The 25,816-nt window shown below is 69.3% G+C and carries 22 protein-coding genes and 2 tRNA genes; 7 read left to right on the plus strand and 17 right to left on the minus strand.

The annotated features are described in order from the left end of the window. Positions 1–39 precede the first annotated feature (39 nt). The 6 genes from mreD to folC form a co-directional block, all read right to left on the minus strand. On the minus strand, positions 40–714 hold the full coding sequence (mreD, locus tag ACWD02_RS02530; protein ID WP_451203640.1) for a rod shape-determining protein MreD: 675 nt from the start codon (positions 712–714) through the stop codon (positions 40–42). A 13-nt stretch (positions 715–727) separates the two neighbouring features. Then, on the minus strand, positions 728–1,681 hold the full coding sequence (gene mreC / locus ACWD02_RS02535) for a rod shape-determining protein MreC (protein WP_451203642.1): 954 nt from the start codon (positions 1,679–1,681) through the stop codon (positions 728–730). Positions 1,682–1,853: 172 nt separating this feature from the next. After that, positions 1,854–2,873 carry a rod shape-determining protein gene (locus tag ACWD02_RS02540; RefSeq protein WP_160505014.1) on the minus strand — a complete coding sequence of 340 codons (1,020 nt, stop codon included), beginning with the start codon at positions 2,871–2,873 and terminating at the stop codon, positions 1,854–1,856. A 312-nt stretch (positions 2,874–3,185) separates the two neighbouring features. Continuing rightward, on the minus strand, positions 3,186–3,599 hold the full coding sequence (gene ndk, locus ACWD02_RS02545; protein ID WP_451203644.1) for a nucleoside-diphosphate kinase: 414 nt from the start codon (positions 3,597–3,599) through the stop codon (positions 3,186–3,188). Positions 3,600–3,689: 90 nt separating this feature from the next. Beyond that, positions 3,690–4,040 (minus strand): DUF4233 domain-containing protein, encoded by a 351-nt coding sequence (locus tag ACWD02_RS02550; RefSeq protein ID WP_451203646.1) that lies wholly within the window; start codon positions 4,038–4,040, stop codon positions 3,690–3,692. A 5-nt stretch (positions 4,041–4,045) separates the two neighbouring features. After that, a complete protein-coding gene (gene folC, locus ACWD02_RS02555) occupies positions 4,046–5,581 on the minus strand; it encodes a bifunctional tetrahydrofolate synthase/dihydrofolate synthase (protein WP_451203648.1) in 1,536 nt (511 codons plus the stop codon). A 132-nt stretch (positions 5,582–5,713) separates the two neighbouring features. Between folC and ACWD02_RS02560 the strand changes: the two genes are divergently transcribed. Continuing rightward, positions 5,714–6,721: a rod shape-determining protein gene (locus ACWD02_RS02560; protein ID WP_451203650.1), complete on the plus strand. Its 1,008-nt coding sequence runs from the start codon at positions 5,714–5,716 to the stop codon at positions 6,719–6,721. Between the two features lie 76 nt (positions 6,722–6,797). Here the strand turns inward: ACWD02_RS02560 and ACWD02_RS02565 are convergent, their stop codons facing one another. After that, positions 6,798–7,970: a sensor histidine kinase gene (locus ACWD02_RS02565; protein ID WP_451203652.1), complete on the minus strand. Its 1,173-nt coding sequence runs from the start codon at positions 7,968–7,970 to the stop codon at positions 6,798–6,800. A 130-nt stretch (positions 7,971–8,100) separates the two neighbouring features. On the opposite strand from ACWD02_RS02565, the gene ACWD02_RS02570 reads away from it, so the two are divergent. Next, positions 8,101–8,769 (plus strand): hypothetical protein, encoded by a 669-nt coding sequence (locus tag ACWD02_RS02570; protein ID WP_451203654.1) that lies wholly within the window; start codon positions 8,101–8,103, stop codon positions 8,767–8,769. A gap of 10 nt (positions 8,770–8,779) precedes the next feature. Here the strand turns inward: ACWD02_RS02570 and ACWD02_RS02575 are convergent, their stop codons facing one another. Beyond that, positions 8,780–11,404 (minus strand): valine--tRNA ligase, encoded by a 2,625-nt coding sequence (locus ACWD02_RS02575; protein ID WP_451203656.1) that lies wholly within the window; start codon positions 11,402–11,404, stop codon positions 8,780–8,782. A gap of 136 nt (positions 11,405–11,540) precedes the next feature. On the opposite strand from ACWD02_RS02575, the gene ACWD02_RS02580 reads away from it, so the two are divergent. The 3 genes from ACWD02_RS02580 to ACWD02_RS02590 all read left to right on the plus strand — a co-directional run bounded on the left by ACWD02_RS02580 (position 11,541) and on the right by ACWD02_RS02590 (position 14,427). Next, on the plus strand, positions 11,541–12,476 hold the full coding sequence (locus tag ACWD02_RS02580; RefSeq protein WP_451203657.1) for a hypothetical protein: 936 nt from the start codon (positions 11,541–11,543) through the stop codon (positions 12,474–12,476). Positions 12,477–12,583: 107 nt separating this feature from the next. Next, positions 12,584–13,549, plus strand: a complete 966-nt coding sequence (locus tag ACWD02_RS02585; protein ID WP_451203659.1) for a hypothetical protein — start codon at positions 12,584–12,586, stop codon at positions 13,547–13,549. A gap of 20 nt (positions 13,550–13,569) precedes the next feature. Next, positions 13,570–14,427: a hypothetical protein gene (locus ACWD02_RS02590; protein WP_451203661.1), complete on the plus strand. Its 858-nt coding sequence runs from the start codon at positions 13,570–13,572 to the stop codon at positions 14,425–14,427. Positions 14,428–14,499: 72 nt separating this feature from the next. On the opposite strand, the gene clpX is transcribed toward ACWD02_RS02590, so the two are convergent. The 5 genes from clpX to ACWD02_RS02615 form a co-directional block, all read right to left on the minus strand. Then, the gene (gene clpX, locus ACWD02_RS02595; protein ID WP_160505024.1) at positions 14,500–15,786 is read right to left on the minus strand and encodes an ATP-dependent Clp protease ATP-binding subunit ClpX; all 1,287 of its coding nucleotides are present in this window, start codon (positions 15,784–15,786) and stop codon (positions 14,500–14,502) included. Positions 15,787–15,941: 155 nt separating this feature from the next. After that, positions 15,942–16,622, minus strand: coding sequence for an ATP-dependent Clp protease proteolytic subunit (locus ACWD02_RS02600; RefSeq protein WP_451203663.1), 681 nt, complete (start codon positions 16,620–16,622; stop codon positions 15,942–15,944). Between the two features lie 62 nt (positions 16,623–16,684). Continuing rightward, complete coding sequence (locus ACWD02_RS02605) at positions 16,685–17,290, minus strand: ATP-dependent Clp protease proteolytic subunit (protein ID WP_202122057.1); 606 nt, start codon at positions 17,288–17,290, stop codon at positions 16,685–16,687. Between the two features lie 419 nt (positions 17,291–17,709). After that, a complete protein-coding gene (tig, locus tag ACWD02_RS02610) occupies positions 17,710–19,107 on the minus strand; it encodes a trigger factor (protein WP_451203665.1) in 1,398 nt (465 codons plus the stop codon). A 126-nt stretch (positions 19,108–19,233) separates the two neighbouring features. Further along, positions 19,234–19,310: transfer RNA gene (locus ACWD02_RS02615), tRNA-Pro, on the minus strand. A 171-nt stretch (positions 19,311–19,481) separates the two neighbouring features. Here ACWD02_RS02615 and ACWD02_RS02620 point away from each other — a divergent pair. After that, a tRNA-Gly gene (locus ACWD02_RS02620) sits at positions 19,482–19,552 on the plus strand. Positions 19,553–19,656: 104 nt separating this feature from the next. On the opposite strand, the gene ACWD02_RS02625 is transcribed toward ACWD02_RS02620, so the two are convergent. Further along, a complete protein-coding gene (locus ACWD02_RS02625) occupies positions 19,657–19,851 on the minus strand; it encodes a hypothetical protein (RefSeq protein ID WP_160505028.1) in 195 nt (64 codons plus the stop codon). A gap of 630 nt (positions 19,852–20,481) precedes the next feature. Between ACWD02_RS02625 and ACWD02_RS02630 the strand changes: the two genes are divergently transcribed. Continuing rightward, positions 20,482–21,744, plus strand: coding sequence for an acyltransferase family protein (locus tag ACWD02_RS02630; RefSeq protein WP_451203667.1), 1,263 nt, complete (start codon positions 20,482–20,484; stop codon positions 21,742–21,744). Here ACWD02_RS02630 and ACWD02_RS02635 read toward each other — a convergent pair. The 3 genes from ACWD02_RS02635 to ACWD02_RS02645 all read right to left on the minus strand — a co-directional run bounded on the left by ACWD02_RS02635 (position 21,741) and on the right by ACWD02_RS02645 (position 25,578). Continuing rightward, on the minus strand, positions 21,741–22,202 hold the full coding sequence (locus ACWD02_RS02635) for an HD domain-containing protein (protein WP_451203669.1): 462 nt from the start codon (positions 22,200–22,202) through the stop codon (positions 21,741–21,743). The two genes, ACWD02_RS02630 and ACWD02_RS02635, sit on opposite strands and share 4 nt — an antisense overlap. Positions 22,203–22,295: 93 nt before the next feature. After that, the gene (locus ACWD02_RS02640) at positions 22,296–24,761 is read right to left on the minus strand and encodes an FtsX-like permease family protein (protein WP_451203671.1); all 2,466 of its coding nucleotides are present in this window, start codon (positions 24,759–24,761) and stop codon (positions 22,296–22,298) included. 40 nt (positions 24,762–24,801) lie between these two features. Then, on the minus strand, positions 24,802–25,578 hold the full coding sequence (locus tag ACWD02_RS02645) for an ABC transporter ATP-binding protein (protein ID WP_451204370.1): 777 nt from the start codon (positions 25,576–25,578) through the stop codon (positions 24,802–24,804). Positions 25,579–25,816: the final 238 nt, after the last annotated feature.

Below are 25,816 nucleotides of genomic sequence, written 5' to 3' on the forward strand. Positions count from 1 at the left end.
GTGTCCTGCCGGTCGCGTACGAAGCCAACTGCGCTGCGGTCACAGGCGCTTGACCCCCTTGATGCGTCCGGCGCGCGCGACGCGGGCCTTGGCCGCCTTCATCCGCAGGCCGCCGCGCTGGTTGCCGATGCGCAGCCCGGTGCCGGAGGAGAGCCAGCCGGACGCGACGTCCGTGGCGGCCTTGTTGGCGGGAGAGGTCTCCCCCAGCGGGTCGTTCTCGGCTCTGCGGGCGACGGCGATGATCAGCGGCACCGTGAACGGCGCGAGCAGCAGGTCGTACAGGGCGGCCGTGAAGAGGAGCCCGCCCAGGCCCACGTGGCGGGCGGCGGTGTCCCCCACGAGGGCGCCCACGCCCGCGTACAGCAGGGTCGAGCCGATGGCGGCGCCGACGACCACGACGAGCGGCCCGGTGGCCGACCTGAGCCGCCCGGTCTCCGGCTTGGCCAGGCCCGCGAGGTAGCCGACGACGCACAGCACCAGGGCGTACCGCCCGGCGGCGTGGTCGGCCGGCGGTGCCAGGTCCGCGAGGAGTCCGGCGCCGAAGCCGACGAGGGCGCCGCCCACGTGGCCGTAGACCAGGGCGAGGCCGAGCACCGTGAGCAGCACGAGGTCGGGGACCGCGCCCGGCAGTTGCAGCCGGGCCAGGACGCTGACCTGGATGACCAGGGCGACGACGACCAAGGTGGTGGAGAGCAGGATTCGGTTGAAGCGCATGGTTCCGGTGCTCCTACTGCTCGTTGCCGTTGTCGACGCCGTCGGCCGGGGCCTGTCCTGACGGGGTGGCCGTCACGGTCACCGTCGGGGTCGGCTTCGGCTTGGCGGGCTTCTTCGGCAGGACCGTGTCGCGCGGGTCCTCGCGGGGCGCTTCGACGACGACTCCGACGATGTCCAGCTTGGTGAAGCCGACGTACGGCTTGATGTAGATGTTGCGCGTCAGGTCACCGCCCGACGGATCGACGCGGACGACCTTGCCGACCGGTACGCCGGGCACGAACGGCTTGTCCTTCTGCGAGCCGAAGGTGACCAGGCGGTCGCCCTTCTTGATCTCCGCCTTGCCGTTGAGCATCTGCACCGACAGCGGGCGGTCGCCCTGTCCGGTGGCGAAGCCGAGCTCGTCGGTCTTCTCCATGCGGGTGCCGACGGTGAAGTCGGGGTCGTTGGCGAGCAGGACGGTCGCGGTGCTCGGGCCGACCGTGGTGACGCGGCCGACCAGACCGTCGCCGTTCAGGACGGTCATGTCGCGCTTGAGTCCGTCGTTGGCGCCCGCGTCGATGGTGACGGTCCAGGAGAAGCCCTGGGCCGCTCCTATGCCGATGACTTCGGCGCCCTTGATGCCGTACTGACCGGCGCCGGCGCTCTTGAGCATGCTGTCCAGCTGTCTGACCCGACTGCGGTTGCGGTCGTCGCTGCCGAGCTTCGCCTTCAACGCGGCGTTCTGCCGCGTGAGTTCGGCGATCCGGTCATGCCGGTCGCCGGAGTCCCGTACCGCGCCGATGGCGTTGCCGATCGGGTCGACGGCGGACGACACGCCGTTCTCGACCGGGCCGAAGACCGTGGCGGCGGCCTGGCGGGCACCGTCGACCGGCGAGTCCTCGCCACCACGGATGTCCACCGTGATCAAAGCGAACGCGATGGCGATCAGCAGCACCAGGAGCAGCCGGCTCTCTCGTGTGTCCCTCACGTGCGGCGGCCGTGCCTTCCTCAGTTGGAAATCTTTGGAATTCTGAGCATTTACTTATGTCCGGGCGACGGGCAACTGCGCGTGCCCTTTAAAGCCCTCTATATCAACGATCCGCCGCACGAGGTGACAGGCACTCGTACGGCGGACACCCTTTCAGCGGGTTCGCGCCACGTCAGCGGCGCGGCGATGCGTCAAGGACCTGCTGAAGCGCCTCGAACTCCTCGACGCACTTGCCGGAGCCGAGCGCCACGCTGTCCAGCGGGTCCTCGGCGATGTGGATCGGCATGCCCGTCTCGCGGCGCAGACGCTCGTCGAGGCCGCGCAGCAGGGCGCCGCCTCCGGTGAGAACGATGCCGCGGTCCATCACGTCACCGGAGAGTTCCGGCGGGCACTTGTCGAGGGTCGTCTTGACCGCGTCCACGATCGCGTTGACCGGCTCCTCGATGGCCTTGCGGACCTCGGCGGCGGAGATGACCACGGTCTTGGGCAGCCCGGAGACCAGGTCCCTGCCGCGGATCTCGGTGTGCTCGTCGGCGTCCATGTCGTACGCCGAACCGATGGTGATCTTGATCTGCTCGGCCGTGCGCTCACCGAGGAGGAGGGAGTACTCCTTCTTGATGTGCTGGATGATCGCGTTGTCCAGCTCGTCGCCCGCGACGCGGATCGACTGTGCCGTGACGATTCCGCCGAGCGAGATGACGGCGACCTCGGTGGTGCCGCCGCCGATGTCGACCACCATGTTGCCCGTGGCCTCGTGGACCGGCAGGCCGGAACCGATGGCCGCGGCCATGGGCTCCTCGATGATGTGCACCTGGCGGGCGCCGGCCTGCGAGGAGGCCTCGATGACGGCGCGGCGCTCGACTCCGGTGATGCCGGAGGGCACACAGACGACGACACGCGGGCGGGCGAGGTACCGCCGCTTGTGGATCTTCAGGATGAAGTAGCGGAGCATCCGCTCGGTGATCTCGAAGTCGGCGATGACGCCGTCCTTCAGCGGTCGCACGGCAACGATGTTGCCCGGCGTGCGACCGATCATCTTCTTGGCTTCGGCGCCGACAGCGAGGATGCCACCGGTGTTGGTGTTGATCGCGACCACGGACGGTTCGTTGAGAACGATCCCGCGACCCCTGACGTACACCAGCGTGTTGGCGGTCCCGAGGTCGACAGCCATGTCACGGCCGATGAACGACATGTTGTTCCCCATGAGGATGCGTCTGGCCTTCCCTGGAGCTTCTGATGGCTTTTTAGGTAGGCGAGGTGGGTGCTGTGTGGCGTGGAGGCTTCCATCGTAGTCTCGCCTGCACGAACACGGCGCTAGGGTCTTCGCCATTGTCAGCAGATGATGCGCCGCCTCGCTCTTGGAGACGTGCCATCGGAGGCACGGGTTCCCCCAATTGGGGCGCATATGCCAAGGGGCGGCCGGTTTTCTCGGCCACCCCTGGTCAGGGCGGTGCCCTGCTGACTAGGCGTCAGAAGTCTTTACGGAACTCTTTACAAGCGTCCGTCAGATGAGACCCGGGAAGAAGATCTTCAGCTCGCGCTCGGCGGACTCCTCGGAGTCCGAGGCGTGGATCAGGTTCTCCCGGACGATGGTGCCGAAGTCGCCACGGATGGACCCGGGCGTGGCGGCGATCGGGTCGGTCGGGCCCGCGAGGCCGCGCACACCCTCGATGACACGCTCACCCTCGACGACGAGCGCGACGACCGGACCCGAGGACATGAAGTCGACCAGCGGCTCGTAGAAGGGCTTGCCCTTGTGCTCGCCGTAGTGCTGCTCCAGCGTCTCCTGGTCGAGCGAGCGCAGTTCGAGGGCGGAGATCGTCCAGCCCGCCTTGCGCTCGATGCGGCCGATGATCTCGCCGATCAGGCCACGACGGACGGTGTCGGGCTTGAGCAGGACGAGAGTGCGCTGGGTCATGTGCGGCTCCAAGCATTTTTTCTACGAGCGTGTGGGTTGCCCGGCAGAATACCGGCACCCACTACACCGCGTTACCTCAGGCCCGGCACTTCACGCCCCGGCCTCGGCCTCGGCCTGCGCCGCGAACCTGGCCTTCGCCTCGTCGATCTTCTGGCCGAAGTGGATCGAGGCCCACCACAGCGCGGCGAACACCGCCCCCATGAAGAACATGATCGGCACGATGAAGCCGCTCGCGATGAGCGCGATCTGCAGCGCCCAGCCGAGCTGCACCCCGCCGGGCCTGGTGATCATTCCGCACAGCAGGACGCTGACCAGCATCGCGATGCCGCAGACCGTCCAGACCGTGCCCATCGTGAGGTCCGGGTCCTTCATGGCGACCAGACCGGCGAAACCGATGACGAAGAACTCGCCGATCAGTGTCGAAGCACAGAGCGTACGCACAGGAGTCAGCCCCTCCCCAGGAGCAGTCGGGCCTCGCCGACCGTGATGACGGAGCCGGTGACCAGGACGCCACCGCCCGCGTACTCGCCCTCTTCCTCGGCGAGGGTGATCGCTGCTTCCAGCGCGTCCGGCAGGCGCGGCTCGACCTGGACGCGGTCGTCGCCGAAGACCTCGACGGCGATCCCGGCCAGCGTGTCCGCGTCCATGGCCCGGTGGCTGGAGTTCTGCGTGATGACGACCTCGGCGAAGATCGGCTCGAAGGCTTCGAGCAGCCCCTTCATGTCCTTGCCGTCGCTCGCCGCGACCACACCGATCAGGCGGCTGAAGTCGAAGACCTCGCTGACCGCCTCGGCGGTGGCGCGAGCCCCCGCCGGATTGTGCGCGGCGTCCAGGACGACGGTCGGCGAGGTGCGCACGACCTCGAGGCGGCCCGGCGACGAGACCGAGGCGAAGGCCTTGCGGATGGTGTCGATGTCGAGCACGCGCGAGTGCTGCGAGCCGATGCCGAAGAACGCCTCCACCGCGGCGAGCGCGACGGCGGCGTTGTGCGCCTGATAGGCGCCGTGCAGCGGCAGGAAGACTTCCTCGTACTCCCCGCCGAGACCGCGCAACGTCAGGAGCTGGCCGCCGACCGCGACCGTGCGGGAGACGATGCCGAACTCCAGGCCCTCGCGCGCCACCGTCGCGTCGACCTCCACGGCCTTCTTCAGGAGCACCTGCGCCGCGTCCACCGGCTGCTGGGCGAGGATCACCGTCGCGTCCTGCTTGATGATGCCGGCCTTCTCGGCGGCGATCTCGCCCGGCGTGCCGCCCAGGCGGTCGGTGTGGTCCAGGTCGATGGGCGTGACGACGGCGACGGAGCCGTCGATCACGTTCGTCGCGTCCCAGCTGCCGCCCATGCCGACCTCGACGACGGCGACGTCCACGGGGGCGTCCGCGAAGGCCGCGTACGCCATGCCCGTGAGCACCTCGAAGAAGGAGAGCCTGTACTCCTGTTGGGCGTCGACCATCTCGACGTAGGGCTTGATGTCGTTGTACGTCTCCACGAAGCGCTCGGCCTCGATGGGGGCGCCGTCCAGGCTGATGCGCTCGGTGATCGACTGGACGTGCGGCGAGGTGTAACGCCCGGTGCGCAGCTCGAAGGCGCTGAACAGGGCCTCGATCATGCGGGCCGTGGACGTCTTGCCGTTCGTGCCGGTGATGTGGATCGAGGGGTACGCGCGCTGGGGCTCGCCCAGGACGTCCATCAGCGCGGCGATCCGGCTGACCGAGGGCTCCAGCTTCGTCTCTCCCCAGCGGCCCGCGAGCTCTGTCTCGACCTCGCGCAGCGCCTTGTCCACCTCCGGGTCGGTGGGGCGGGAGGGGATGTCGCCCTGGGGCGGGCCCGCCTGGGTGCGCAGGGTGCGGCTGCCCGCCTCGATCACGGCGAGGTCGGGGTCACGGTCGGTCTCGGCTTCGACGATCTCGGCGAAACGGTCGTCGCTCGCATCGTGGTCGTCGCGGTCGGGGTGCTCGCTGTCAGGCGGGGGGAGGTCACTCACGTACGCCAGTCTACGGACGGGGTGTGACAGCCGCCGTCGGGACCTGCTCGGGCCCGCTCGGGACTTTGGTCCCGTCCGATTCAGGACCTTGGTCCCTCCGATCCGGCCAATCGCCGGGCAAACTTGGCGATCATGGACATAGGTATCGACCTCGGCACAGCGAACACCCTTCTCTACGTACGCGGCCAGGGCATCGTGCTCAACGAGCCGTCCGTGGTCGCCGTCAAGGAGGGCGCGAAGACCGCCCTCGCCGTCGGTACGGAGGCCAAGGAGACGATCGGACGTACTCCAGGGTCCATCACCGCGATCCGCCCGCTGCGGGACGGCGTGATCAGCGACTACGAAGCCGCCGAGGAGATGATCCGGCACTTCGTGCGCAAGGCCGTGCCGGGGCGCCGTCCTCGTACGCGGATGGTGGTGTGCGTGCCGAGCGGTGTCACGCAGGTCGAGCGCAGGGCCATCGTGCACGCGGCGCAGCGGGCGGGGGCCCGCGCCGTGCATCTGGTGGAGGAGCCGATGGCGGCGGCGATCGGGGCGGGGCTTCCGGTGTCGGAGCCGCGGGGTTCGATGGTGGTCGACATCGGGGGCGGGACGACGGAGGTCGCCGTCATCTCCCTCGGGGGGATCGTCACGGCGCAGTCGCTGCGGGTGGGCGGGGACCGCTTCGACGAGGCGATCACGAACTTCGTGCGCAAGGAGCACGGGCTGCTCATCGGCGAGCGCACCGCCGAGGACATCAAGGTCGCGATCGGCTCGGCGTGGCCGGTGCCCGGGGACGACGCCCTGGAGTCCCGGACGTTCACCGTGCGGGGCCGGGAGAAGGTGCGGGGCCTGCCGAAGACGGTGGAACTGACGGTACGTGAGGTGCGGACGGCGCTCGACGAGCCGGTGGAGGCGGTGATCGCCGCGGTGCGGACGACGCTGGAGGAATGCCCGCCGGAGCTGTCCGGCGACGTGATGGAACACGGCATCATCCTGACGGGCGGCGGCGCACTCCTGCCGGGCCTCGACCTGCGCATGGCCTCGGCCACCGGAATTCCGGTCTTCGTGGCGGACGATCCACTGGACAGCGTGGCACTGGGCTGCGGAAAGTGCGTGGAGGACTTCGACGGACTCGAGCGGGTGATGACGGCGGCGTAGGCCGTAGGCCGACTGCGGGCAATCGCTGTTCGCTGCCGGGTGCCTTCGACCCCACATTCACCCCGCCGCGGGCTCCTCAGGCCAAGTCCCCCGCAGGCAGCGTCGCCAGAACCTCGTAGACCCCGCCCCGCGGCCCCGCCGAGAAACTGCCGCCCATCGCATGCACCCGTTCGGACATGCCCGCGGTACCGGTCCCCGCGGAGACCGGGGACGGGGACGGGTACGGGGACGGGCCGGCCCCGGGCAAGGCGTTGCGGACGTTCACGTGCAGGTGACCGTCCGCCACCCGCACCCGCACCTCCACCCGCCCCCCGGGCGCATGCTTCGCCGCGTTCGTCAGACACTCCTGCACCACCCGATGCACGGCCGCCTGCCGAATGGGCGAAAGACGGCAGGCGGCCCCGTCGATCAGGAGATCGACCGGCGTGCCCGCGCGCTCACTGCGCTCGGCCAGTCCCGGAAGGGCGTCGAGACCCGGCGTCGGAGCACCGTCCACGCCCCGCCGCACGATGATCTCGTTCAGCATCCGGTGCGCCGACCGCGCCGTCTCGGAGAGTTCCTCGAAGCCGGGCTCGAAGGCCCCGCCCGCCGCACGGCGGGCCAGCACCTGCGAGCGCACGCTCAGGAGCGTCAGCTCGCGGCCGACGAAGTCGTGCACGTCCCGTGCGATACGGGCCCGCTCCTGCTGGACCGCGTGCAACGCGTCCGTCTCGGCCCGCTGCGCCTGCAACGCACGCACCAGGTCCTGGCGGTTGGCCGCGACCCCCACCCCCGCCGCGAGCACCCCGATCGGCACGACCAGGCCGAGGAAGGAGCCCAGGGTGTCCCCGCGGTGCACCGGCCAGCCGGGCAGGGTGAACATCACGTACGCGAAAGTCACGTACCCGATCACACCGAACGTGCCGGCGAGACGTCCGCGGTACCTGCCAAGGGAGTACAGCGCGAACTGCGCGAGCGTCAGTTCGTGCAGCCAGCCGATGAAGACGAGAGCCACCGCGAACGTCACCCAGGGCGCGGACCGGCGTACCAGCAGGGACGAGGCGCCGCAGGCGAGGACCAGGGCGGCGAGCGGACCGTTGAGGGAGTTGTCCGCCTCGGCGAGGCCGGGGATGTCCAGGCTCATCAGGGCGAGGCAGCTGAGTGCGGTGAGAGCGTCCAGTACCCGGGGCGCACGCGCCCAGCGCCCGGCCAGACGACGACCCGCGGCCGCCGCCCCGCGGATCGCCTGGGCGACGGGCTGATCGTGCATGCCCTCCATCATCCAAGGTCCTTCTGCCCGAATCATCAGACTTATGACCTTTATTTCGTGAAGTGTGACACGTGGCGCCACGCCGGCGTGGCGGTCCCCGAAAGGCCGTAACCGGGGGTCAAATCAGACCATGTGGTATGCCCAGAATCCCGGCCGACGGACCCGCCAACTGCTCGGCGACGGAGCGGTCCTGCTCTGGACCGCCCTGTGGACCGGCGCCGCCGTCGTCGCCTACCGGCTGGCCTGTCTGCTCACCCGCCCCGCTCCGGAAACCCCGCCCCCACCCCTCGGCGACCCCTCACGCCTGCCCCTGGTCGGTGATCGCGTCGACGCCGTGCTGCGGGCGGCCGCGGACATCGCCGGAGCCGGGGACCCGGTGACCGTACGCGCCGCGGTGATCGTGGGCGCCGTCGTCGTCTTCCTCGTGCCCGTGGGTCTCGTGCTCAACAGCTGGCTCCCCCGCCGCCTGCGCTGGATCCGGCAGGCCGCGGCCGCCCACGAACTCGCCGCGAGCGACGACGGCCGTGAACTGCTCGCCCTGCGCGCCCTGCTGCGCCCCCTGGACGAGGTCGCGCGGACAGCGAACGAGTTCCCCGACGCCACCGCGGGCAGCCTCGCCGAGGGCTGGCGCGGCGGTGACCCCGCCATCATCGACGCGCTCGCCGAGGCGGAGCTTGTGCGCCTGGGGCTGCGCATCCCCGAGCAGGTGTACATCCCCGTGCAGGAGACGGGAGGACAGGAGAACGGGACAGGGCCCATGGAACCGGTCGGTTCCATGGGCCCTGTCCCCACGGCATGAGCCGGAGCGGCTAGGCCTGCGGCAGGCCCTCCAGCTGGGCCTGCAGCCGGCTGATGTCGGCGTCCGCCTTGGTGAGGCGGCCCCGGATCTTGTCGACCACGTTGTCCGGCGCCTTCGCCAGGAACGCTTCGTTGCCCAGCTTCGCCGTGGCCTGCGCCTTCTCCTTCTCGGCCGCCGCGAGGTCCTTGGCGAGGCGCTTGCGCTCCGCCGCGACGTCGATCGTGCCGGACAGGTCGAGCGCGACCGTGGCGCCCGAGACCGGCAGCGTGGCGGTGGCCGCGAAGCCCTCGCCCTCCGGCTGGAGGCGCAGGAGCTGACGGATGGCCGCCTCGTGCGGGGCCAGCGCCGTGCCGTCCAGGGAGAGGCGGGCCGGGACCTTCTGGCCCGGCTGGAGCCCCTGGTCGGCGCGGAAGCGGCGGACCTCGGTGATGACCTGCTGGAGGGTCTCGATCTCCTGCTCGGCGCCGCGGTCACGGAAGCCGCTGTCGGAGGGCCACTCGGCGATCACGAGGGACTCGCGGCCGGTGAGGGTCGTCCAGAGCGTCTCCGTCACGAACGGGACGATCGGGTGCAGCAGGCGCAGCGTCACGTCGAGGACCTCGCCCAGGACGCGGCCCGAGACCTTCGCCGCGTCGCCGCCGCCCATGAAGGTCGTCTTGGACAGCTCGACGTACCAGTCGAAGACCTCGTCCCACGCGAAGTGGAAGAGGGCGTCCGACAGCTTGGCGAATTGGTAGTCGTCGTAGAGCGCGTCGACCTCGGCGACCGTCGCGTTCAGCCGGGACAGGATCCAGCGGTCCGTCGCCGACAGCTGCTCGGCGGGCGGGAGTTCGCCCTCGATCGTGGCGCCGTTCATCAGCGCGAAGCGCGTGGCGTTCCAGATCTTGTTGGCGAAGTTCCGCGAGCCCTGGACCCAGTCCTCGCCGATCGGCACGTCGACGCCGGGGTTGGCGCCGCGGGCCAGCGTGAAGCGGACGGCGTCCGAGCCGTACTTGTCCATCCAGTCGAGCGGGTTGACCGCGTTGCCGAAGGACTTCGACATCTTCTTGCCGAACTGGTCGCGGACCATGCCGTGCAGCACGATCGTGTGGAACGGCGGGGTGCCGTCCATCGCGTACAGGCCGAACATCATCATCCGGGCGACCCAGAAGAAGAGGATGTCGTAGCCGGTGACCAGGACGGAGTTCGGATAGAACTTCGCCAGGCTCTCGGTCTGCTCGGGCCAGCCGAGCGTGGAGAAGGGCCACAGGCCGGACGAGAACCAGGTGTCCAGGACGTCCGAGTCCTGCGTCCAGCCTTCACCGGTGGGCGCCTCGTCGTCGGGCCCGACACAGACGACCTCACCGTTGGGCCCGTACCAGACCGGGATGCGGTGGCCCCACCACAGCTGGCGCGAGATGCACCAGTCGTGGAGGTTGTCGACCCAGTCGAAGTAGCGCTTCTCCATCTCCTGCGGGTGGATCTTGACCTGGCCGTCACGGACCGCGTCACCCGCGGCCTTGGCGAGCGGGCCGACCTTGACCCACCACTGCATCGACAGGCGCGGCTCGATGGTGGTCTTGCAGCGCGAGCAGTGACCGACCGAGTGCGTGTACGGGCGCTTCTCGGCGACGATGCGGCCCTCGGCGCGCAGCGCGCCGACGATGGCGCTACGGGCCTCGAGCCGGTCGAGCCCCTGGAAGGGACCGGGCACGGTGATCACGGCGTGCTCGTCCATGACCGCGATGTTCGGCAGGTCGTGGCGCTGGCCGATCTCGAAGTCGTTCGGGTCGTGGGCCGGGGTCACCTTGACGCAGCCCGTGCCGAACTCGGGGTCGACGTGCTCGTCCGCGACGACCGGGATCGAGCGGTCGGTCAGCGGCAGCTTGATCAGCTTGCCGACGAGGTGCTTGTAGCGCTCGTCGTCCGGGTGGACGGCGATGGCGGTGTCACCGAGCATCGTCTCGGCGCGGGTGGTGGCGACGACGAGGGTCTCGTCCCCGTCGCCGTACTTCAGGGAGACGAGCTCGCCGTCGTCGTCCTGGTACTCGACCTCGATGTCGGAGATCGCGGTCAGGCAGCGCGGGCACCAGTTGATGATGCGCTCGGCGCGGTAGATCAGCTCGTCGTCGTAGAGCTTCTTGAAGATGGTCTGGACGGACTGGGACAGGCCCTCGTCCATCGTGAACCGCTCACGGTCCCAGTCGACGCCGTCGCCGAGGCGGCGCATCTGCCCGGAGATCTGGCCGCCGGACTCGCCCTTCCACTTCCAGACGCGCTCGATGAACTCCTCGCGCCCCAGGTCGTGGCGGGACTTGCCCTCCTTGGCGAGCTCGCGCTCCACGACGTTCTGCGTGGCGATGCCGGCATGGTCCATGCCCGGCTGCCACAGCGTCTCGAAGCCCTGCATGCGCTTGCGGCGGGTGAGGGCGTCGATGAGCGTGTGCTCGAAGGCATGCCCGAGGTGCAGGGAGCCGGTGACGTTCGGCGGCGGGATGACGACGGTGTACGGGGGCTTCTCGCTCGCCGCGTCGGCGGAGAAGTAGCCGCGTTCCACCCAGCGCTCGTACAGCGTCCCCTCTACCTCGGCCGGCGCGTACTGGGTCGGCAGTTCGGTGGTGGGCGCTGGAGTCTGCTGCTGAGTGTTCTCGGTCACCGGGCCAGTTTAGAGGTGTCACAGTCCCGTCCCGAAACCGGATTCTTGAGTAACGGTTGCGGCCGTGCGCCCCATGGGGCTTCGCCTTCGGTCAGGATGTCGGCATCACATAAGCGTTCGGAGGGGAACCCACGCGATGAGCTACAACCAGCCTGGCCCGTACGGCGGGCAGCAGCCCCAGCAGCCCGGTCCTTACGGGCAGCAGCCGGGCCAGCCTGGGCCCTACGGCCAGCAGCCGCAGGCTCCCCAGCCCGGCTACGGCTACCCCCAGCAGGCCCCGCAGGGAGTCCCCCCGCAGCAGGGCGGCTACAGCCAGCCGCAGCAGCCGGGCCCGTACGACCACAACCAGCAGGGCGGCCCGTACGGGCAGGTCCCGCCGCCCCCGCCCGCGGGTGGCGGCAGCGGCAAGAAGACCGGGATCATCATCGGCGCGGTCGTCGCGCTCGTCGCGATCGGCGGCGGCATCTGGTGGTTCACGGCGGGCAAGGACGACAGCTCGTCGGCGGGCAACTCGGCCGTGGCGGACGACGGGGCGCACAAGCTGGTCACGCCCGAGACGGTGCTCTCCGAGTACAAGAAGCAGGCCGGGAGCAGCGACGGCTTCGACGACGAGGACATGAAGGAAGCCGAGAAGGACGGCGTCAAGAACGGCACCCCTGTGGACGCCGAGTACCAGTCGGGCGACAAGAGCAACCCGCTGGCCCAGAAGATGATCAAGTTCATGGGCGTCTACGGCGAGATCGACAACCCGTCCAAGGTGGTCGACGGGATGTTCGCCAAGATGAAGAAGGAGTCGGTGAACGAGAGCACCGACACGGGCGAGCTGGTCGGCAGCCCGAAGAGCTACGACGCGGACGGCGCCGTGGTCAAGTGCCAGGAGACCAAGGTCAAGAGCGGCGGCGCCGGCCCCAAGGAGATCCGCATGCCGGTCTGCATCTGGGGCGACAACAGCACCCTCGGTGTCGTGATCCCCGTCGACATGGCGAGCGCCATGACCGGCAAGAGCGCCTCGCTCGAAGACGCCGCGGACACCACGTCCAAGCTCCGCAAGGAAGTACGCGTCAAGTCGTGACGCCCTGACGGCGCCTCTTCGCGCACAGCAGCCCCGGTCACTTCGGCCGGGGCTGCTTCCGTCAGGATGTCGGCATCACATAAGAACACTCACGGGGGAACCCACGCATGAGCTACAACCAGCCCGGCCCGTACGGCGGCCAGCAGCCCCAGCAGCCCGGCCCCTACGGCCAACAGCCCGGCCCCTACGGCCAGCAGCCGCCGGCCCCGCAGCCCGGCTACGGCTACCCCCCGCAGGCCCCGCAGCAGCCGGGCCCGTACGGGCAGCAGCCCCAGGCTCCCTACGGCCAGGTCCCGCCGCCCCCGCCCCCGCAGGGCGGCGGCAAGAAGACCGGCATCATCATCGCCGCCGTGGTCGCGGTCGTGGCGGTGGCCGTGGGCGGTTACTTCGTTCTCGCGGGCGGTGACGACGACAACGGCAAGGGCAAGGGCGGCGACTCGTCGAACGTGGCGGACGGCGGAAGTGACGAGGCCGGCATCAAGGACGACGGGCCGCACAAGCTGATCACCCCGGCGACGGTCCTCACCGAGTACAAGAAGGGCGAGGAGGGCGCCGGCGAGAGCGGCATGACCTCCGAGGACATCAGGCAGGCCGAGAAGCACGGCGTGAAGAACGCCAAGGACGTCGCGGCGCAGTACCAGGCGGGGGACAAGGAGAACCCGCTGTCGCAGAAGATCCTCCAGTTCAACGGCGTCTACGGCGACATAGCGGACCCCGAGAGCGTCGTCGACGCGATGTTCGGCGAGGCGGAGAAGAACGCCAAGGAGAGCGACAGCAGCGGCGAGTCGATGACCCTGGTCGGCAGCCCCAAGACGTACACCCCCGCCGGGCTCGACGGCGCGGTGATGAAGTGCCAGGAGATGAAGTTCAACCTGGGCTCGTCGACGACGGGCGGCAGCAGCGCGGGCCCGAGCGACATGTCGATGGCCACCTGCATCTGGGGCGACAAGAGCACGCTCGGCATCGTGATCACCACGGACGTGGCGAACGCGATGGGCGGCAAGAGCGCCGACCTTGACGAGGCCGCTGAGACGTCGGCCAAGTTCCGCAAGGAAGTTCGCGTCAAGCTCTGACGCCGGAGGGGAATCCGCACATGAGTTACAACCAGCCGGGCCCGTACGGCGGTCAGCCGCAGCAGCAGCCCGGGCCCTATGGCCGGCAGGGGCCTTACGGTGGCCCCCAGCAGCCGCCCGCGCCGCAGCCCGGGTACGGCTACCCGCAGCAGCCGCAGGCTCCTTACGGGCAGGTTCCGCCTCCGCCGCAGGGTGGCGGCGGCAAGAAGGCCGGCATCATCGTCGCCGCCGTCGTCGCGGTCGCCGCGATCGGTGCCGGTGTCTGGTGGTTCACCGCCGGCAAGGACGGCGGCTCCGTCGCCGACGACGGCAAGACGTACAAGCTGACGACGCCCGCGTCCGTCCTCGGCGGCGAGTACAAGAAGGCCGACTCCGGCGGCGGTGGCGGCATGTCGTCCAGCGACCTCAAGGAGCTGGAGCAGCAGGGCGTCAGCGACCCCAAGGACGTCTTCGCCGCGTACAACTACGGCGAGGGCTCGGCCATGAAGTCCCTCAACTACTCCGGCGTGTACGGCGAGATCGACGACCCGGAGAAGGTCGTCGACGCCATGTTCGCCGAGATGAAGAAGAAGTCCACCGAGGAGGCCGGGAGCATCCAGCTCATCGGCAGCCCCGAGGAGTTCACCCCGGACGGCTTCGAGAACGGCGTCATGAAGTGCCAGCAGGCCGAGTTCAAGATGGGTGAGACCGGCGCCGGCGACGAGGGCGTCCCGAACACCTTCAAGACGCCGATGTGCGTCTGGGGCGACCACAGCACGGTCGCGTACGCGGCCTACTCCGATGTCGCGGTGACGGCCGCGGGCGGCGACATCAAGCTGGAGGACGTCGCCAGCCTGGTGACCAACCTGCGTGACGACGTGCGCGTCGAGGTCAAGTAGGCGGTAAGGGAACGAGAAAGGGGGCGCCCGGCGATCGAATCGCCGGGCGCCCCCTTCACGTGGGTCCGGGAACTACGCGGACTTCTGCTCCCCCGCGCCCGGGCCCCGCGCGTCACGCGGCACCAGGGTCGGGTTCACGTTCGAGTGGACGACGTCCGCCGTGATGACCACGCGGGCCACGTCCTTGCGGGACGGGACCTCGTACATCACGGACTGGAGGACTTCCTCCATGATGGCGCGCAGGCCACGCGCGCCGGTCTGGCGCAGGATCGCCTGATCGGCGATGGCCTCGAGGGCCTCGCGCTCGAAGTCCAGCTCCACGCCGTCGAGTTCGAACAGGCGCTGGTACTGCTTCACGAGCGCGTTGCGCGGCTCCACCAGGATCTGGAGCAGGGCCTCGCGGTCCAGGTTGTGGACCGAGGTGATCACGGGGAGGCGGCCGATGAACTCCGGGATCATCCCGAACTTCACCAGGTCCTCCGGCATGATGTCCTCGAACCGGTCCTTCTCCTGGAGCTCGCGCTTGGAGTGGATCGTGGCGCCGAAGCCGATGCCCTTCGCGCCCGCCCGCGACTCGATGATCTTCTCGAGGCCGGCGAAGGCGCCGCCCACGATGAAGAGCACGTTCGTCGTGTCGATCTGGATGAACTCCTGGTGCGGGTGCTTGCGGCCGCCCTGCGGCGGAACGGAGGCCGTGGTGCCCTCCAGGATCTTCAGCAGGGCCTGCTGGACGCCCTCTCCCGAGACATCGCGCGTGATCGAGGGGTTCTCGCTCTTGCGGGCGACCTTGTCGATCTCGTCGATGTAGATGATGCCCGTCTCGGCCTTCTTGACGTCGTAGTCAGCGGCCTGGATGAGCTTCAGGAGGATGTTCTCGACGTCCTCGCCGACATAGCCCGCCTCCGTGAGCGCCGTCGCGTCGGCGATGGCGAACGGGACGTTCAGCATGCGCGCGAGCGTCTGCGCGAGCAGCGTCTTGCCGGAACCGGTCGGGCCGAGCAGCAGGATGTTGGACTTGGCGAGTTCGATCGCGTCGTCACGGCCCTGCGCGCCGCCGGTCTCACCGGCCTGGACCCGCTTGTAGTGGTTGTAGACCGCCACCGAGAGGGCTTTCTTCGCGGGCTCCTGGCCCACGACATACCCCTCGAGGAATTCGTAGATCTCACGAGGCTTGGGGAGTTCCTCCCACCGCACCTCGCTCGTCTCCGCGAGCTCTTCCTCGATGATCTCGTTGCAGAGGTCGATGCACTCATCGCAGATGTACACACCGGGACCTGCGATGAGCTTCTTGACCTGCTTCTGACTCTTCCCGCAGAACGAGCACTTGAGCAGATCGCCGCCGTCACCGATGCGTGCCACGAGGTGCTTCCCCTTCGCCTGGGAGACGCCACGTTCAGCGACTCCTGGTGCCTCTATCTGACGGTACCTTGCCCGGCCCCCCGTTCGGGCCCCCCTTGGCACGGTTCACTTCGAGGTGAACCGTGCCAAGGAACGGCAGATGCTACAGCGCTGCGTCAGACGACCGAGGAGTTGTTCATCTTCCGGGTGGAGATGATCTGGTCGACCAAGCCGTACGCCAGGGCGTCCTCGGCAGTGAGGATCTTGTCGCGCTCGATGTCGTCGCGGATCTTCTCGATCGGCGTCGTGGAGTGCTTGGCCAGCATCTCCTCCAGCTGCGCGCGCATCCGGAGGATCTCGTTCGCGGCGATCTCCAGGTCGGAGACCTGACCGCGGCCCGTCTCGCTGTAGGGCTGGTGGATCAGGACGCGAGCGTTCGGGAGCGCCATGCGCTTGCCCGGCGTACCGGCCGCGAGGAGCACGGCGGCGGCGGACGCGGCCTGGCCCATGCAGACCGTCTGCACGTCGGGCTTCACGAACTGCATCGTGTCGTAGATGGCCGTGAGCGCCGTGAAGGAGCCGCCGGGGCTGTTGATGTAGATCGAGATGTCACGGTCCGGGTCCATCGACTCCAGGCACAGGAGCTGCGCCATGACGTCGTTGGCGGACGCGTCGTCGATCTGCACGCCGAGGAAGATCACGCGCTCCTCGAAGAGCTTCGCGTACGGGTCGTACTCACGCACGCCCTGCGAGGTGCGCTCGACGAAGCGCGGGATGACGTAGCGGGACTCGGCGCTCGGGCCGGTGTACTCGGCCTGGGCGCCCTCGTAGAGGCCGCTGCCGGGGAAGTTCTTCATCTCTGTAGGTCTCCTGAGGAGCGTGGGCTCGGTCGGCTTCTGAAGGGCTGAGCGGTTGAGGCTCAGGCTCCGGTGCCGCCGCCGCCCGGCATGCTGGCCGCGTTGGGCATGATGTCGTCGATGAGGCCGTACTCCTTGGCCTCCTGCGGGTCGAACCAGCGGTCGCGGTCCGAGTCGCGGGTGACCTGCTCGACGGTCTGACCCGTGTGGAACGCGGTGAGATCGGCCATCTTCTTCTTCGTGAGAAGGAGGCGCTCGGCGTGGATCTTGATGTCCGACGCGGAGCCCGCGAGTCCGGCCGAGGGCTGGTGGATCAGGATCTCGGCGTTCGGCAGCGCGAAACGCTTGCCGGGGGTGCCGGCGCTGAGCAGGAACTGGCCCATCGAGGCCGCCATGCCCATCGCGATCGTCACCACGTCGTTCTGGATGTACTGCATGGTGTCGTAGATCGCCATGCCGGCCGTGATGGATCCACCAGGGCTGTTGATGTAAAGGAAGATGTCCTTGTCCGGCTCTGCGGCAAGGAGCAGCAACTGCGCTGTGATCTTGTTGGCGATGTCGTCGTCCACGGCCTGGCCGAGGAAGATGATCCGCTCGCCGAGCAGCCGGTTGTAGACCTGGTCGCCGAGGCCACCACCGATGGAGGGGTCGCCGGCGGCGGAGGGCATCAGATTCGTCACGTATCCACCTGCTCGTCTTACGACGGCGCCGGGCCGTCTCACGTCTTCTTCTGAGGCTTGGGACCCCGCGTGCTCGCCGCTCCGGGGCGGCTTCGGGGACTCCCCTGCCCTCGTATTCATGGACCCTAACGCTCAGCCCCGTCCGGGGAATCCCGCAAAGGCGACTGTTCGCTGTGAGCGCAGGTTCTGGCGGGGGCGCCTCGTCAGCTGCCGGGGTGCCCCGTCAGGGGCGCGGGGAACTGCGCGAGCAACCCCGTACAAGCCGCACCCGCCATGGGACTGACGAGGCAGACGCGACTGCGGCCCTGCGGGGGCTGAGCGCGCAGTTCCCCGCGCCCCTGACGGGGCACGACGAGGCCCCCAGGATGACTCCTGGGGGCCTCGTCGTGCGTGTGTCAGAGCGAGGCTCAGGCCTCGGTCTTCTTCTCCTCGGCCTCGGCCGGCTCGGCGGCCGCTTCCTCGGAGGAGGCCTCGACCGTCTCGGCGGTCTCGTCCTCGTCGTCGAGGTCCACGACCTCGCCGTTCGTGTCCTTGACCGTCGCGGCCTCCACGACGACCGCGAGGGCCTTGCCGCGGGCGACCTCGCCGACCAGCATCGGGACCTGGCCGCCTTCGACGACGGCCTGGGCGAACTGGTCGGGGGACATGCCGGAGGACTGCGCGCGACGCATGAGGTGCTCGGTGAGCTCCTCCTGGTTCACGTTCAGCTTCTCCTTGTTGACGAGCTCGTCGAGGACGAACTGCGTCTTGATGCCCTTCTCGGCCTGCTCCTTGGTCTCGGCGTCGAACTCTTCCTCGGTCTTGCCCTGGATCTCCAGGTACTTCGCGAGGTCGAGGCCCATCTGGCCGAGCTGGTGGTTCACCAGGTTGTGCTTGCGGGTCTCGATCTCGTCCGCGAGGAGCTTCTCGGGGACGGGGACCTCGACCAGCTCGAGGAGCTTCTCCAGGACGCGCTCCTGGGCCTGCGTGGCCTGGTCGTACTGCTTCATGTTCTCGAGGCGCTTGCGGCTGTCGGCCTTGACCTCGTCGAGGGTGTCGAACTCCGACGCGAGCTGCGCGAAGTCGTCGTCGAGCGCGGGCAGCTCACGGGCGGCGACCTGGGTGACCTTGACGGTCACCTCGGACTCCTTGCCCGCGGCCGAGCCGCCCTTGAGCTCGGAGGTGAAGGTGGCCTCGCCACCGGCCTCCAGGCCCTTGACGGCGTCGTCGATGCCCTCGAGGAGCTCGCCGGAGCCGATCGTGTAGGAGACGCCGGACGCGACGCCGTCCTCCAGGACCTCGCCGTCGACCTTGGCCTCCAGGTCGATCGTCACGACGTCGCCGTCCTCGGCGGCACGCTCGACCGGCGAGGTGGACGCGAAGCGCTCACGGAGCTCCTCGACGGCCTTCTCGACGTCCTCGTCGCTGACCTCGACCGCGTCGACCTCGACCTCGATGCCGGAGTAGTCCGGGATCTCGATCGCGGGACGGATGTCGACCTCAGCGGTGAAGTTGAGGGTCTCGTTGTCCTTCAGCTCGGTGATGTCCACCTCGGGCTGGCCCAGGACGTTGAGCTCGGCCTCGTTCACGGCCTCGGTGTAGAACTTCGGGAGCGCGTCGTTGACGGCCTCTTCGAGGACGGCGCCGCGGCCGAACCGCTGGTCGATGACTCGGGCCGGGATCTTGCCCTTGCGGAAGCCCTTCACCGTGACCTGCTGGTTGATCTTCTTGTAGGCCGCGTCGAGGCTTTCCTTGAGCTCCTCGAAGGGCACCTCAACAGTGAGCCGAACCCGGGTCGGGTTCAGGGTCTCCACGGCGCTCTTCACGGTTCGGTCTCCTTGGGGCTGACTTCTTGGGATTGAGCCCGGCTCAGAGACACACGGGCACACAGCTTGCATAGTAACGGCAAGCGGGAGCCGAGCCACAATGCGATCTTGTGAGGGAGATCCTGCTGGTCGGGGTGGCGGGATTTGAACCCACGGCCTTCCGCTCCCAAAGCGGACGCGCTACCAAGCTGCGCCACACCCCGTCGGTGCGACACGTAGGGTACATGCACCCAGGCAGTGCGGCGCCCGCTTAATCGCGAGTACGTACGGGGTGTGCGCGGAGGGCGTCCGACCCGCTACGATGCTTGCCGTGCCGCGGTCGCTGACCAGCAGCGTCCTCGATGTATCGCAGGATGTACGGCGGCGCGAGCTGTGCGGGTGTAGCTCAATGGTAGAGCCCTAGTCTTCCAAACTAGCTACGCGGGTTCGATTCCCGTCACCCGCTCTCTGTGGCCTCAGGCCCGGTTCCCCGGAACCGGGCCTGAGGCATTTCTCATGCGTCCGGGCAGCGCGAGGCGCCGCCCGGAGCCAGTCCGCGCGGCGCCGTCCTCAGAAGCTGATCGAGTTGATGGTCTCGGCCACCTCATTGAGGAAGCGATTTATGGAGGGGGCCATTCCGGTTGAGGCGAGGAAGAACCCGAAGAGCACCGCGACGATGGCGGGCCCCGCTTTGATCGATCCACCGCGGATAAGCACGATGAGGATGATCGCCAACAGCAACACCACTGACAGCGAAATGGCCACACTGATCACACCCTAGGTCGGTCTCTCCCCGGCCCGGGGGGTACGACCCCGCACACCCCCGCCAGGACCATCGTGCCACCAACACGCCGCCTGTATGCGGCCGGTGACACATCGTCGGCCAGGGCCGCACACGCCCGGCGCGGGTCCGGCACACGGGGATGCCCTTGGGGCACATGAACACCGCACCTCCGCACGGCAATTCGAGGGCCGCGCAAGGCCACTAATTCGGCTTGATCGTTTCCATCGCCACACAACTCGTTCGCCAGAAATTCGAATTGTTGCCGGACCCACACCACGGGCCACACAAAGACCCAATCAATCGGACATTTCGCCAGAGTCGCCTGCGGGCGTTATGCGGCGTTTAAGGGGGATGAGTGGTGACGTACTGGGCATACGAGCCGATGTAACTAGGGATGACAGGAGGTGAATCTCCATGTCAACTCCGATGATTTCTGGGTACTCGGACCGCAATACCCCTGGTCCGTCTGTGATTGAGAAGACAGCCGAGTTGGGGGTTTTACGAATACACACAAGCGACGCTAGGGTGCCTCAGATGTTCCACGCTGCCACCATCCCCGCAGGCGCAGTGCGGTCCAGGTTCGTCCCACCGAGCTCATGGTGGGAGGGCCTGTGACGAACTCGGTTCAACCGCACGGCCGCCACCGGGCGCCGCTCCCCCCGGCACATGTGCCCGCGGACGGAGTACCCGGCCCCCGCGCCCCCCAGTCCACGATGGCCGCGACCGTTTCCCACGCCCCGGCCGGCACCACCGCTCGACCCGGTTCTCCGGGCCTCTCCGGCTCCACGGGCCACCCCGGTTCCACGGGCAGACCCGCATCCACGGGTCAACCCACCAAGCAGCGCGACGCGTTCTTCGACAACGCCAAGTACCTGGCGATCGTCCTGGTCGCGATGGCGCACGCCTGGGAGCCGCTGACGGACGGCAGCCGCGCCGCCGAGGCGCTGTACATGACCGTCTACACCTTCCACATGCCGGCGTTCATCCTCATCTCCGGCTATTTCTCACGCAGCTTCGACATGCGGTCCGACCGGCTCAAGCGCCTGGTGACCGGCGTCGCCGTGCCGTACGTCATCTTCGAGGTCGCGTACACCTTCTTCAAGCGCTACGCGGACGACGATCCGACGCAGCCGATCAGCCTGCTCGACCCCTGGTACCTCACCTGGTTCCTGGTCGCGCTCTTCGTCTGGCGGCTGACGACCCCGCTGTGGAAGCTGGTCCGCTGGCCGATTCCGCTCGCGCTCGCCATCGCCGTCCTCGCGACGATCTCGCCCGACATCGGTGACGACCTCGATCTGCAGCGCGTGCTGCAGTTCCTGCCCTTCTTCGTGCTCGGCCTGTTCATGAAGCCCGAGCACTTCCAGCTGGTGCGGCGCCGCGAGGTGCGGCTGCTCTCCGTCCCGATCTTCGCGAGCGCACTGCTCCTCGCGTACTGGGCAGGGCCGCGGATGACGTCGGCCTGGTTCTACCGCCGGGACAGCGCGCAGGAGTTGGGCGCCCCGTGGTGGGCCGGTGTCGTGATGACGCTGGCGCTCTTCGGCTGCTCCGCCATCCTGACCGCGTGCTTCTTCGCGTGGGTCCCGCGCCGGAAGATGTGGTTCACGGTGCTCGGCGCCGGCACGCTGTACGGCTACCTGCTGCACGGCTTCCTCGCCAAGGGCTCTCGCTTCTGGGGCTGGTTCGAGAACTACGAGTGGATGCACACGCCCGTCGGTCAGGTGATCGTGTCGCTGGTGGCCGCGGCGGTGGTGACGCTTCTCTGTACGCCTCCGGTGCAGCGGATGTTCCGCTTCGCCATGGAGCCGAAGATGGAGTGGGCGTTCAAGCGGGATGCCGCCGCCCTGGCCCGGGAGCGGGCCAAGGCTTCTTCCTAGCCCTGCTGCTGGGTGCCCAACAGGGCGCGCATGTGGGCGTACTTCGCCGTGAGGCGGGTGCGCGTCGGCCCGTCTAGCTCTGCTAGACGGGCCGGATCTGCGTTGTGGGCCAGGTCCGCCTCCTTGACCAGGCGGGCGCCGGGGGTTTCGAGGATGCGGGCGGCGTAGGCCTCGGGGGGTTCGCCCGCCCTCTTGGTGAGGGCTCGCACGATGCCCTTCGTACGTCGCGTCAGGGACGCGTCCCGCAGCCATTCCTCGGTGAGGGCGTTGTCCTCGATGGCGTCGTGGAGCCAGGCCGCGGCGATCTGTTCGGGCGAGCCGCCTCGGGCTCGGACTCCGTCCGCCACGGCTTGCAGATGCTCGGTGTAGGGGCGGCCCGCCTTGTCCTTCTGGGTGGCGTGGGCCTGGCGGGCGATTGCCTCTACCTCGGGGAGGGTCAGGAGGGGGCCGGGGTTCATGGGGAGATCTTCCCCAACCCCGCCCCTTCCCGGAAACCCGCGCTGGCGCGGGGGCCTTGGGTGCCGCCATCACCGGCTCCGCCGAGTTCGTCCTCAAACGCCGGACGCGCTGAAGCGCTTCAGCGCCGCCCTCGCCGGAAGCGCCGTCGCCGCCAGGCCCAGGGCCAGGGTCGCGGCCACGAACGACCCGTACAGCAGCGGCGGGATGTACGGCCCCTCCCCCGTCAGGCCCTTCATCATGGGGTTCAGCGTCGCCAGCGCGATCGCCGAGCCGATCACGATGCCCGCGCCGGCGACCAGGAGCGCCTCCCATCGCACCATCAGCATCACCTGGCGCCGGGTGGAGCCGATCAGGCGCAGGGTGCCGAGTTCGCGGCGGCGGTCGAGGACCGTCATCACCAGGGTGTTGACCGCGGCGATCGCCGCGAAGCCGCCGAGCACCGCGGCCATCACGGTGTTCGCCCAGGCGTTGACCTCACGGTCGGTGGACTGTGCGGTGGCGTAGTCGTCGCGGTCCTGGAGGGTGCCCAGGGCGGTGAGGGCCTGCGGGGCCTTGCCCTTCGTCCAGATCTCCGAGGAGAAGGACGAGGTCAGGTGCGCCTTCAAGTCCGCTGCGGGGAGCGTGACCTGGGACAGGCCGAGCCCTCGGTCGTACGTGGCGACCACCTTCCGTGTCGCCTTCGTGCCGTCGGGCATGCGCAGGGCGATGCGCTCGCCCGTCTTCACGTGCGCGGAGTCCGCAAGCTTCGCGTCGACGGCGATCTCGCCCTTGCCGAGCGAGTTCATCGTGCCCGTCCTGACGCCCAGGTTCTGGACTTCGGCCAGGTCGCGGGGTGAGCCCGTGATGCCCTGTGTTGACGCCGACTCCAGCCAGCGGTCACCGCCCGAGCCCACCGGGACCAGGACGGAGGTCTTGAGGAGTCCTACGGCCGAGGTGACGCCTGGAGCCTTGCCCGCCCGCGTCACCCCGTCGGGGGTCACCCCCGCGCCCGACGCGGTGAGGATGTGGTCGGCCGTGATGCCCGCGCTCTGCTGGTCGGCCGCAACCCGGTCCTGGCTGGTGTGCATGAAGACGAGGGTCGAGGAGAACGCCATGGCGAGGACGATCGGGGTGATCGCGGAGGCCAGTCGGCGCGCGTTCGTACGGGAGTTGGCGGCGGCGAGCGAGGCGGACGCGCCGGCGCCGCGCAGCGGGAGTCCGAACAGGGCCGCGCAGGCGCGGGCGACCAGCGGGCCGAGCAGGGCCACGGCGAGCATGAACAGCATGACGATGCCGAGTGCCACGTTGGCCGCGTCGTCCCCCGTCAGGGAGGAGGCGATCCCGGCGAGGACGCAGCCGCCGACGGCTGCCGCGATGCCCAGCGGCGTACGGATCCAGCCGAAGCGCAGGCGTTCGACCGAGGACTCGCTCAGGGCCTGGCCCGGCCTGATGCGGGAGGGGCGGCGGGCCGCCATGTAGCCGGAGACCAGTGCGGTGAGCGCGGCGACGCCGACGGCCGAGACGAGCGGGATGAACGAGATGGAGAGGTCCAGGGCCTCGGGGATCGCGCCCTTGTCCTTGAGCTGGCCGAACCACCAGCCGGCCAGGGCGATTCCGGGCAGTACGCCGACCGCTCCCGCGAGGGGCGCCACGAGCAGGGCTTCGGTGGCGATGGTGCGGCGGATCTGGCGTGGCGTCGTGCCGATGGCCCGCAGCAGCGCGTACTCACGGGCCCGTTGGCCGACGGAGAGCGCCACCGTGCCCGCCGCGGTGAACATGGCGACCATGGCGGCGATACCGCCGAAGGAGCCGCCGAGACCGGTGAGCATCTCCTGTGCGTAGGCGAGCTCGGAGCCCTCGGCCTCGCTGCGGTCGTCGCCGGTGTGGACATCTGCCTTGCCGCCGACGGCGTGCGCCACCTGCGACCTGAGGGCTTCGTCCGTGACGCCGTCCTTGGGCAGCACGGCGACGGCGTCGACGCGGCCCGGGTGACCGGAGAGGCGTACGGCGTCGGAGTCGGCGAACCAGGCCGTGGGCGTGCCCTGTTGGCCTCGTACGGTGCCGGAGATCCGGAAGTCGCGCGGGCCGTCGGCCGTGGTGAGCGTGGTGTGTTCGCCGACGGCCGCGCCGGGCGCGGCGAGTACGACCTCACCGGATTGCGGGGCGCGGCCCGCGCTCAGCTTCTCGCCGGTGAAGGACGTGGAGCCCCAGCCGTGCGCGGTGACGCCCTTGCCGCCGGACTGCACGGGGAAGGTGACGTCCGGGACGGCGGTGCGCGCTCCGGGCACCGAACCCGCCTTCGCCAGCAGGGAGTTGTCGATGCGGGCCCGGTCGGGCAGGGGCGTGTTCGACTCGGAGCGGCTGTCACCGCTGCCCGAGACGAAGTGGGCCCGCTGGTCGGCGGCGACCACCACGGGGGCGCCCGCGTACCGGGTGGGCGGCACTGACGCGCGTACTCCGGTCTCCAGGAGGATGCCGCAGGCGGACACGATCAGCGCGGCCATCATCAGCGCGACGAACGTGCCCACGAAGGCGGCGGGTTTGAAGCGGACGGCGGCGCGGGCGAGGCCGTTGGGCATGGGGATTCTCCGGAGTCGTGAAAGGGGCGGGGGCGCGGGGCTAGGCCGCCGCTGTCGCGTACGCCGGTGCGGTGAGCGCCGTCATGCGGGCCGCGATCTGACCTGCCGAAGCCCGTTCGAGGCGGTCCACGATCGCGCCGTCGGCGAGGAAGAGGACCCGGTCCGCGTACGCCGCGGCGGCCGGGTCGTGGGTGACCATGACGACCGTGGCGCCCATGCCGTCGACGGCCGAGCGCAGGAGGGCGAGGATCTCGGCGGCGGTGGTGGTGTCCAGGGCGCCGGTGGGCTCGTCCGCGAAGATCACGTCCGGGTCGGTGACCAGGGCGCGGGCGATCGCGACGCGCTGCTGCTGGCCGCCGGAGAGCTCGCCGGGGCGGCGCTTGTGCTTGTCGGCGCCGAGGCCGACGCGGGCCAGGAGTTCGGCGGCCCTGCGGCGGTCGGGGCGGTGGCCCGCGAGGCGCATCGGCAGGACGACGTTCTGCTCGACGGTCAGCGAGGGCAGCAGGTTGAACGCCTGGAAGACGAAGCCGAGGCGGGTGCGGCGCAGCGCGGTCAGCTTGTTCTCGCTCATGGAGGTGATCTCCGTGCCGCCCAGGCGCACCGTGCCCTCGCTGGGCCGGTCGAGTCCGGCCGCGCACTGCAGGAAGGTGGACTTGCCGGAGCCCGATGGCCCCATGACGGCGGTGAAGCTGCCTCGCTCCAGGGCGAGGTCGATGCCGCTGAGGGCGTGCACGGCGCCGGACCCCCGGCCGTACCTGCGTCGTACGCCGTGCAGTTCCACGGCCCGGTCGGAGCCGCGGGGGGCCTCGCCCGGCATCGGGGGCAGCGCTCCCCCGGCCGTGTCCCCCGACCCCTCGGATCGCTTCTTGCGCCGCAGCCCCATGGCCCTCTCCGCCTTCCGTAGGTGATGCCTCGAACGTACGGATTCGTGGGCTCTGTGGACCATGAGGTCCCCCGGCGCATCGGGGGTGGGGGTATCCCCCGCAGGGAGCGGATGGTTGCCCTTCCGGGCGCCACCGAGATCGTTTGGTAAGCTAACTATTGACGCTTTCTTG

This window comes from Streptomyces sp. NPDC002853 (assembly GCF_053591915.1).

What these genes read in the sequence shown, in the direction of transcription:
- ACWD02_RS02645 (WP_451204370.1), bottom strand. Translation starts at nt 25,578, where the DNA reads ATGCCGGGCGAGGCCCCCCGCGGCTCCGACCGGGCCGTGGAACTGCAC.
- ACWD02_RS02580 (WP_451203657.1), top strand. Translation starts at nt 11,541, where the DNA reads ATGAGCTACAACCAGCCTGGCCCGTACGGCGGGCAGCAGCCCCAGCAG.
- ACWD02_RS02590 (WP_451203661.1), top strand. Translation starts at nt 13,570, where the DNA reads ATGAGTTACAACCAGCCGGGCCCGTACGGCGGTCAGCCGCAGCAGCAG.
- mreD (WP_451203640.1), bottom strand. Translation starts at nt 714, where the DNA reads ATGCGCTTCAACCGAATCCTGCTCTCCACCACCTTGGTCGTCGTCGCC.
- ACWD02_RS02585 (WP_451203659.1), top strand. Translation starts at nt 12,584, where the DNA reads ATGAGCTACAACCAGCCCGGCCCGTACGGCGGCCAGCAGCCCCAGCAG.
- ACWD02_RS02540 (WP_160505014.1), bottom strand. Translation starts at nt 2,873, where the DNA reads ATGTCGTTCATCGGCCGTGACATGGCTGTCGACCTCGGGACCGCCAAC.
- ACWD02_RS02570 (WP_451203654.1), top strand. Translation starts at nt 8,101, where the DNA reads ATGTGGTATGCCCAGAATCCCGGCCGACGGACCCGCCAACTGCTCGGC.
- ACWD02_RS02640 (WP_451203671.1), bottom strand. Translation starts at nt 24,761, where the DNA reads ATGCCCAACGGCCTCGCCCGCGCCGCCGTCCGCTTCAAACCCGCCGCC.
- ACWD02_RS02635 (WP_451203669.1), bottom strand. Translation starts at nt 22,202, where the DNA reads ATGAACCCCGGCCCCCTCCTGACCCTCCCCGAGGTAGAGGCAATCGCC.
- ACWD02_RS02565 (WP_451203652.1), bottom strand. Translation starts at nt 7,970, where the DNA reads ATGCACGATCAGCCCGTCGCCCAGGCGATCCGCGGGGCGGCGGCCGCG.
- ACWD02_RS02600 (WP_451203663.1), bottom strand. Translation starts at nt 16,622, where the DNA reads ATGAAGAACTTCCCCGGCAGCGGCCTCTACGAGGGCGCCCAGGCCGAG.
- ACWD02_RS02605 (WP_202122057.1), bottom strand. Translation starts at nt 17,290, where the DNA reads ATGCCCTCCGCCGCCGGCGACCCCTCCATCGGTGGTGGCCTCGGCGAC.
- ndk (WP_451203644.1), bottom strand. Translation starts at nt 3,599, where the DNA reads ATGACCCAGCGCACTCTCGTCCTGCTCAAGCCCGACACCGTCCGTCGT.
- ACWD02_RS02560 (WP_451203650.1), top strand. Translation starts at nt 5,714, where the DNA reads ATGGACATAGGTATCGACCTCGGCACAGCGAACACCCTTCTCTACGTA.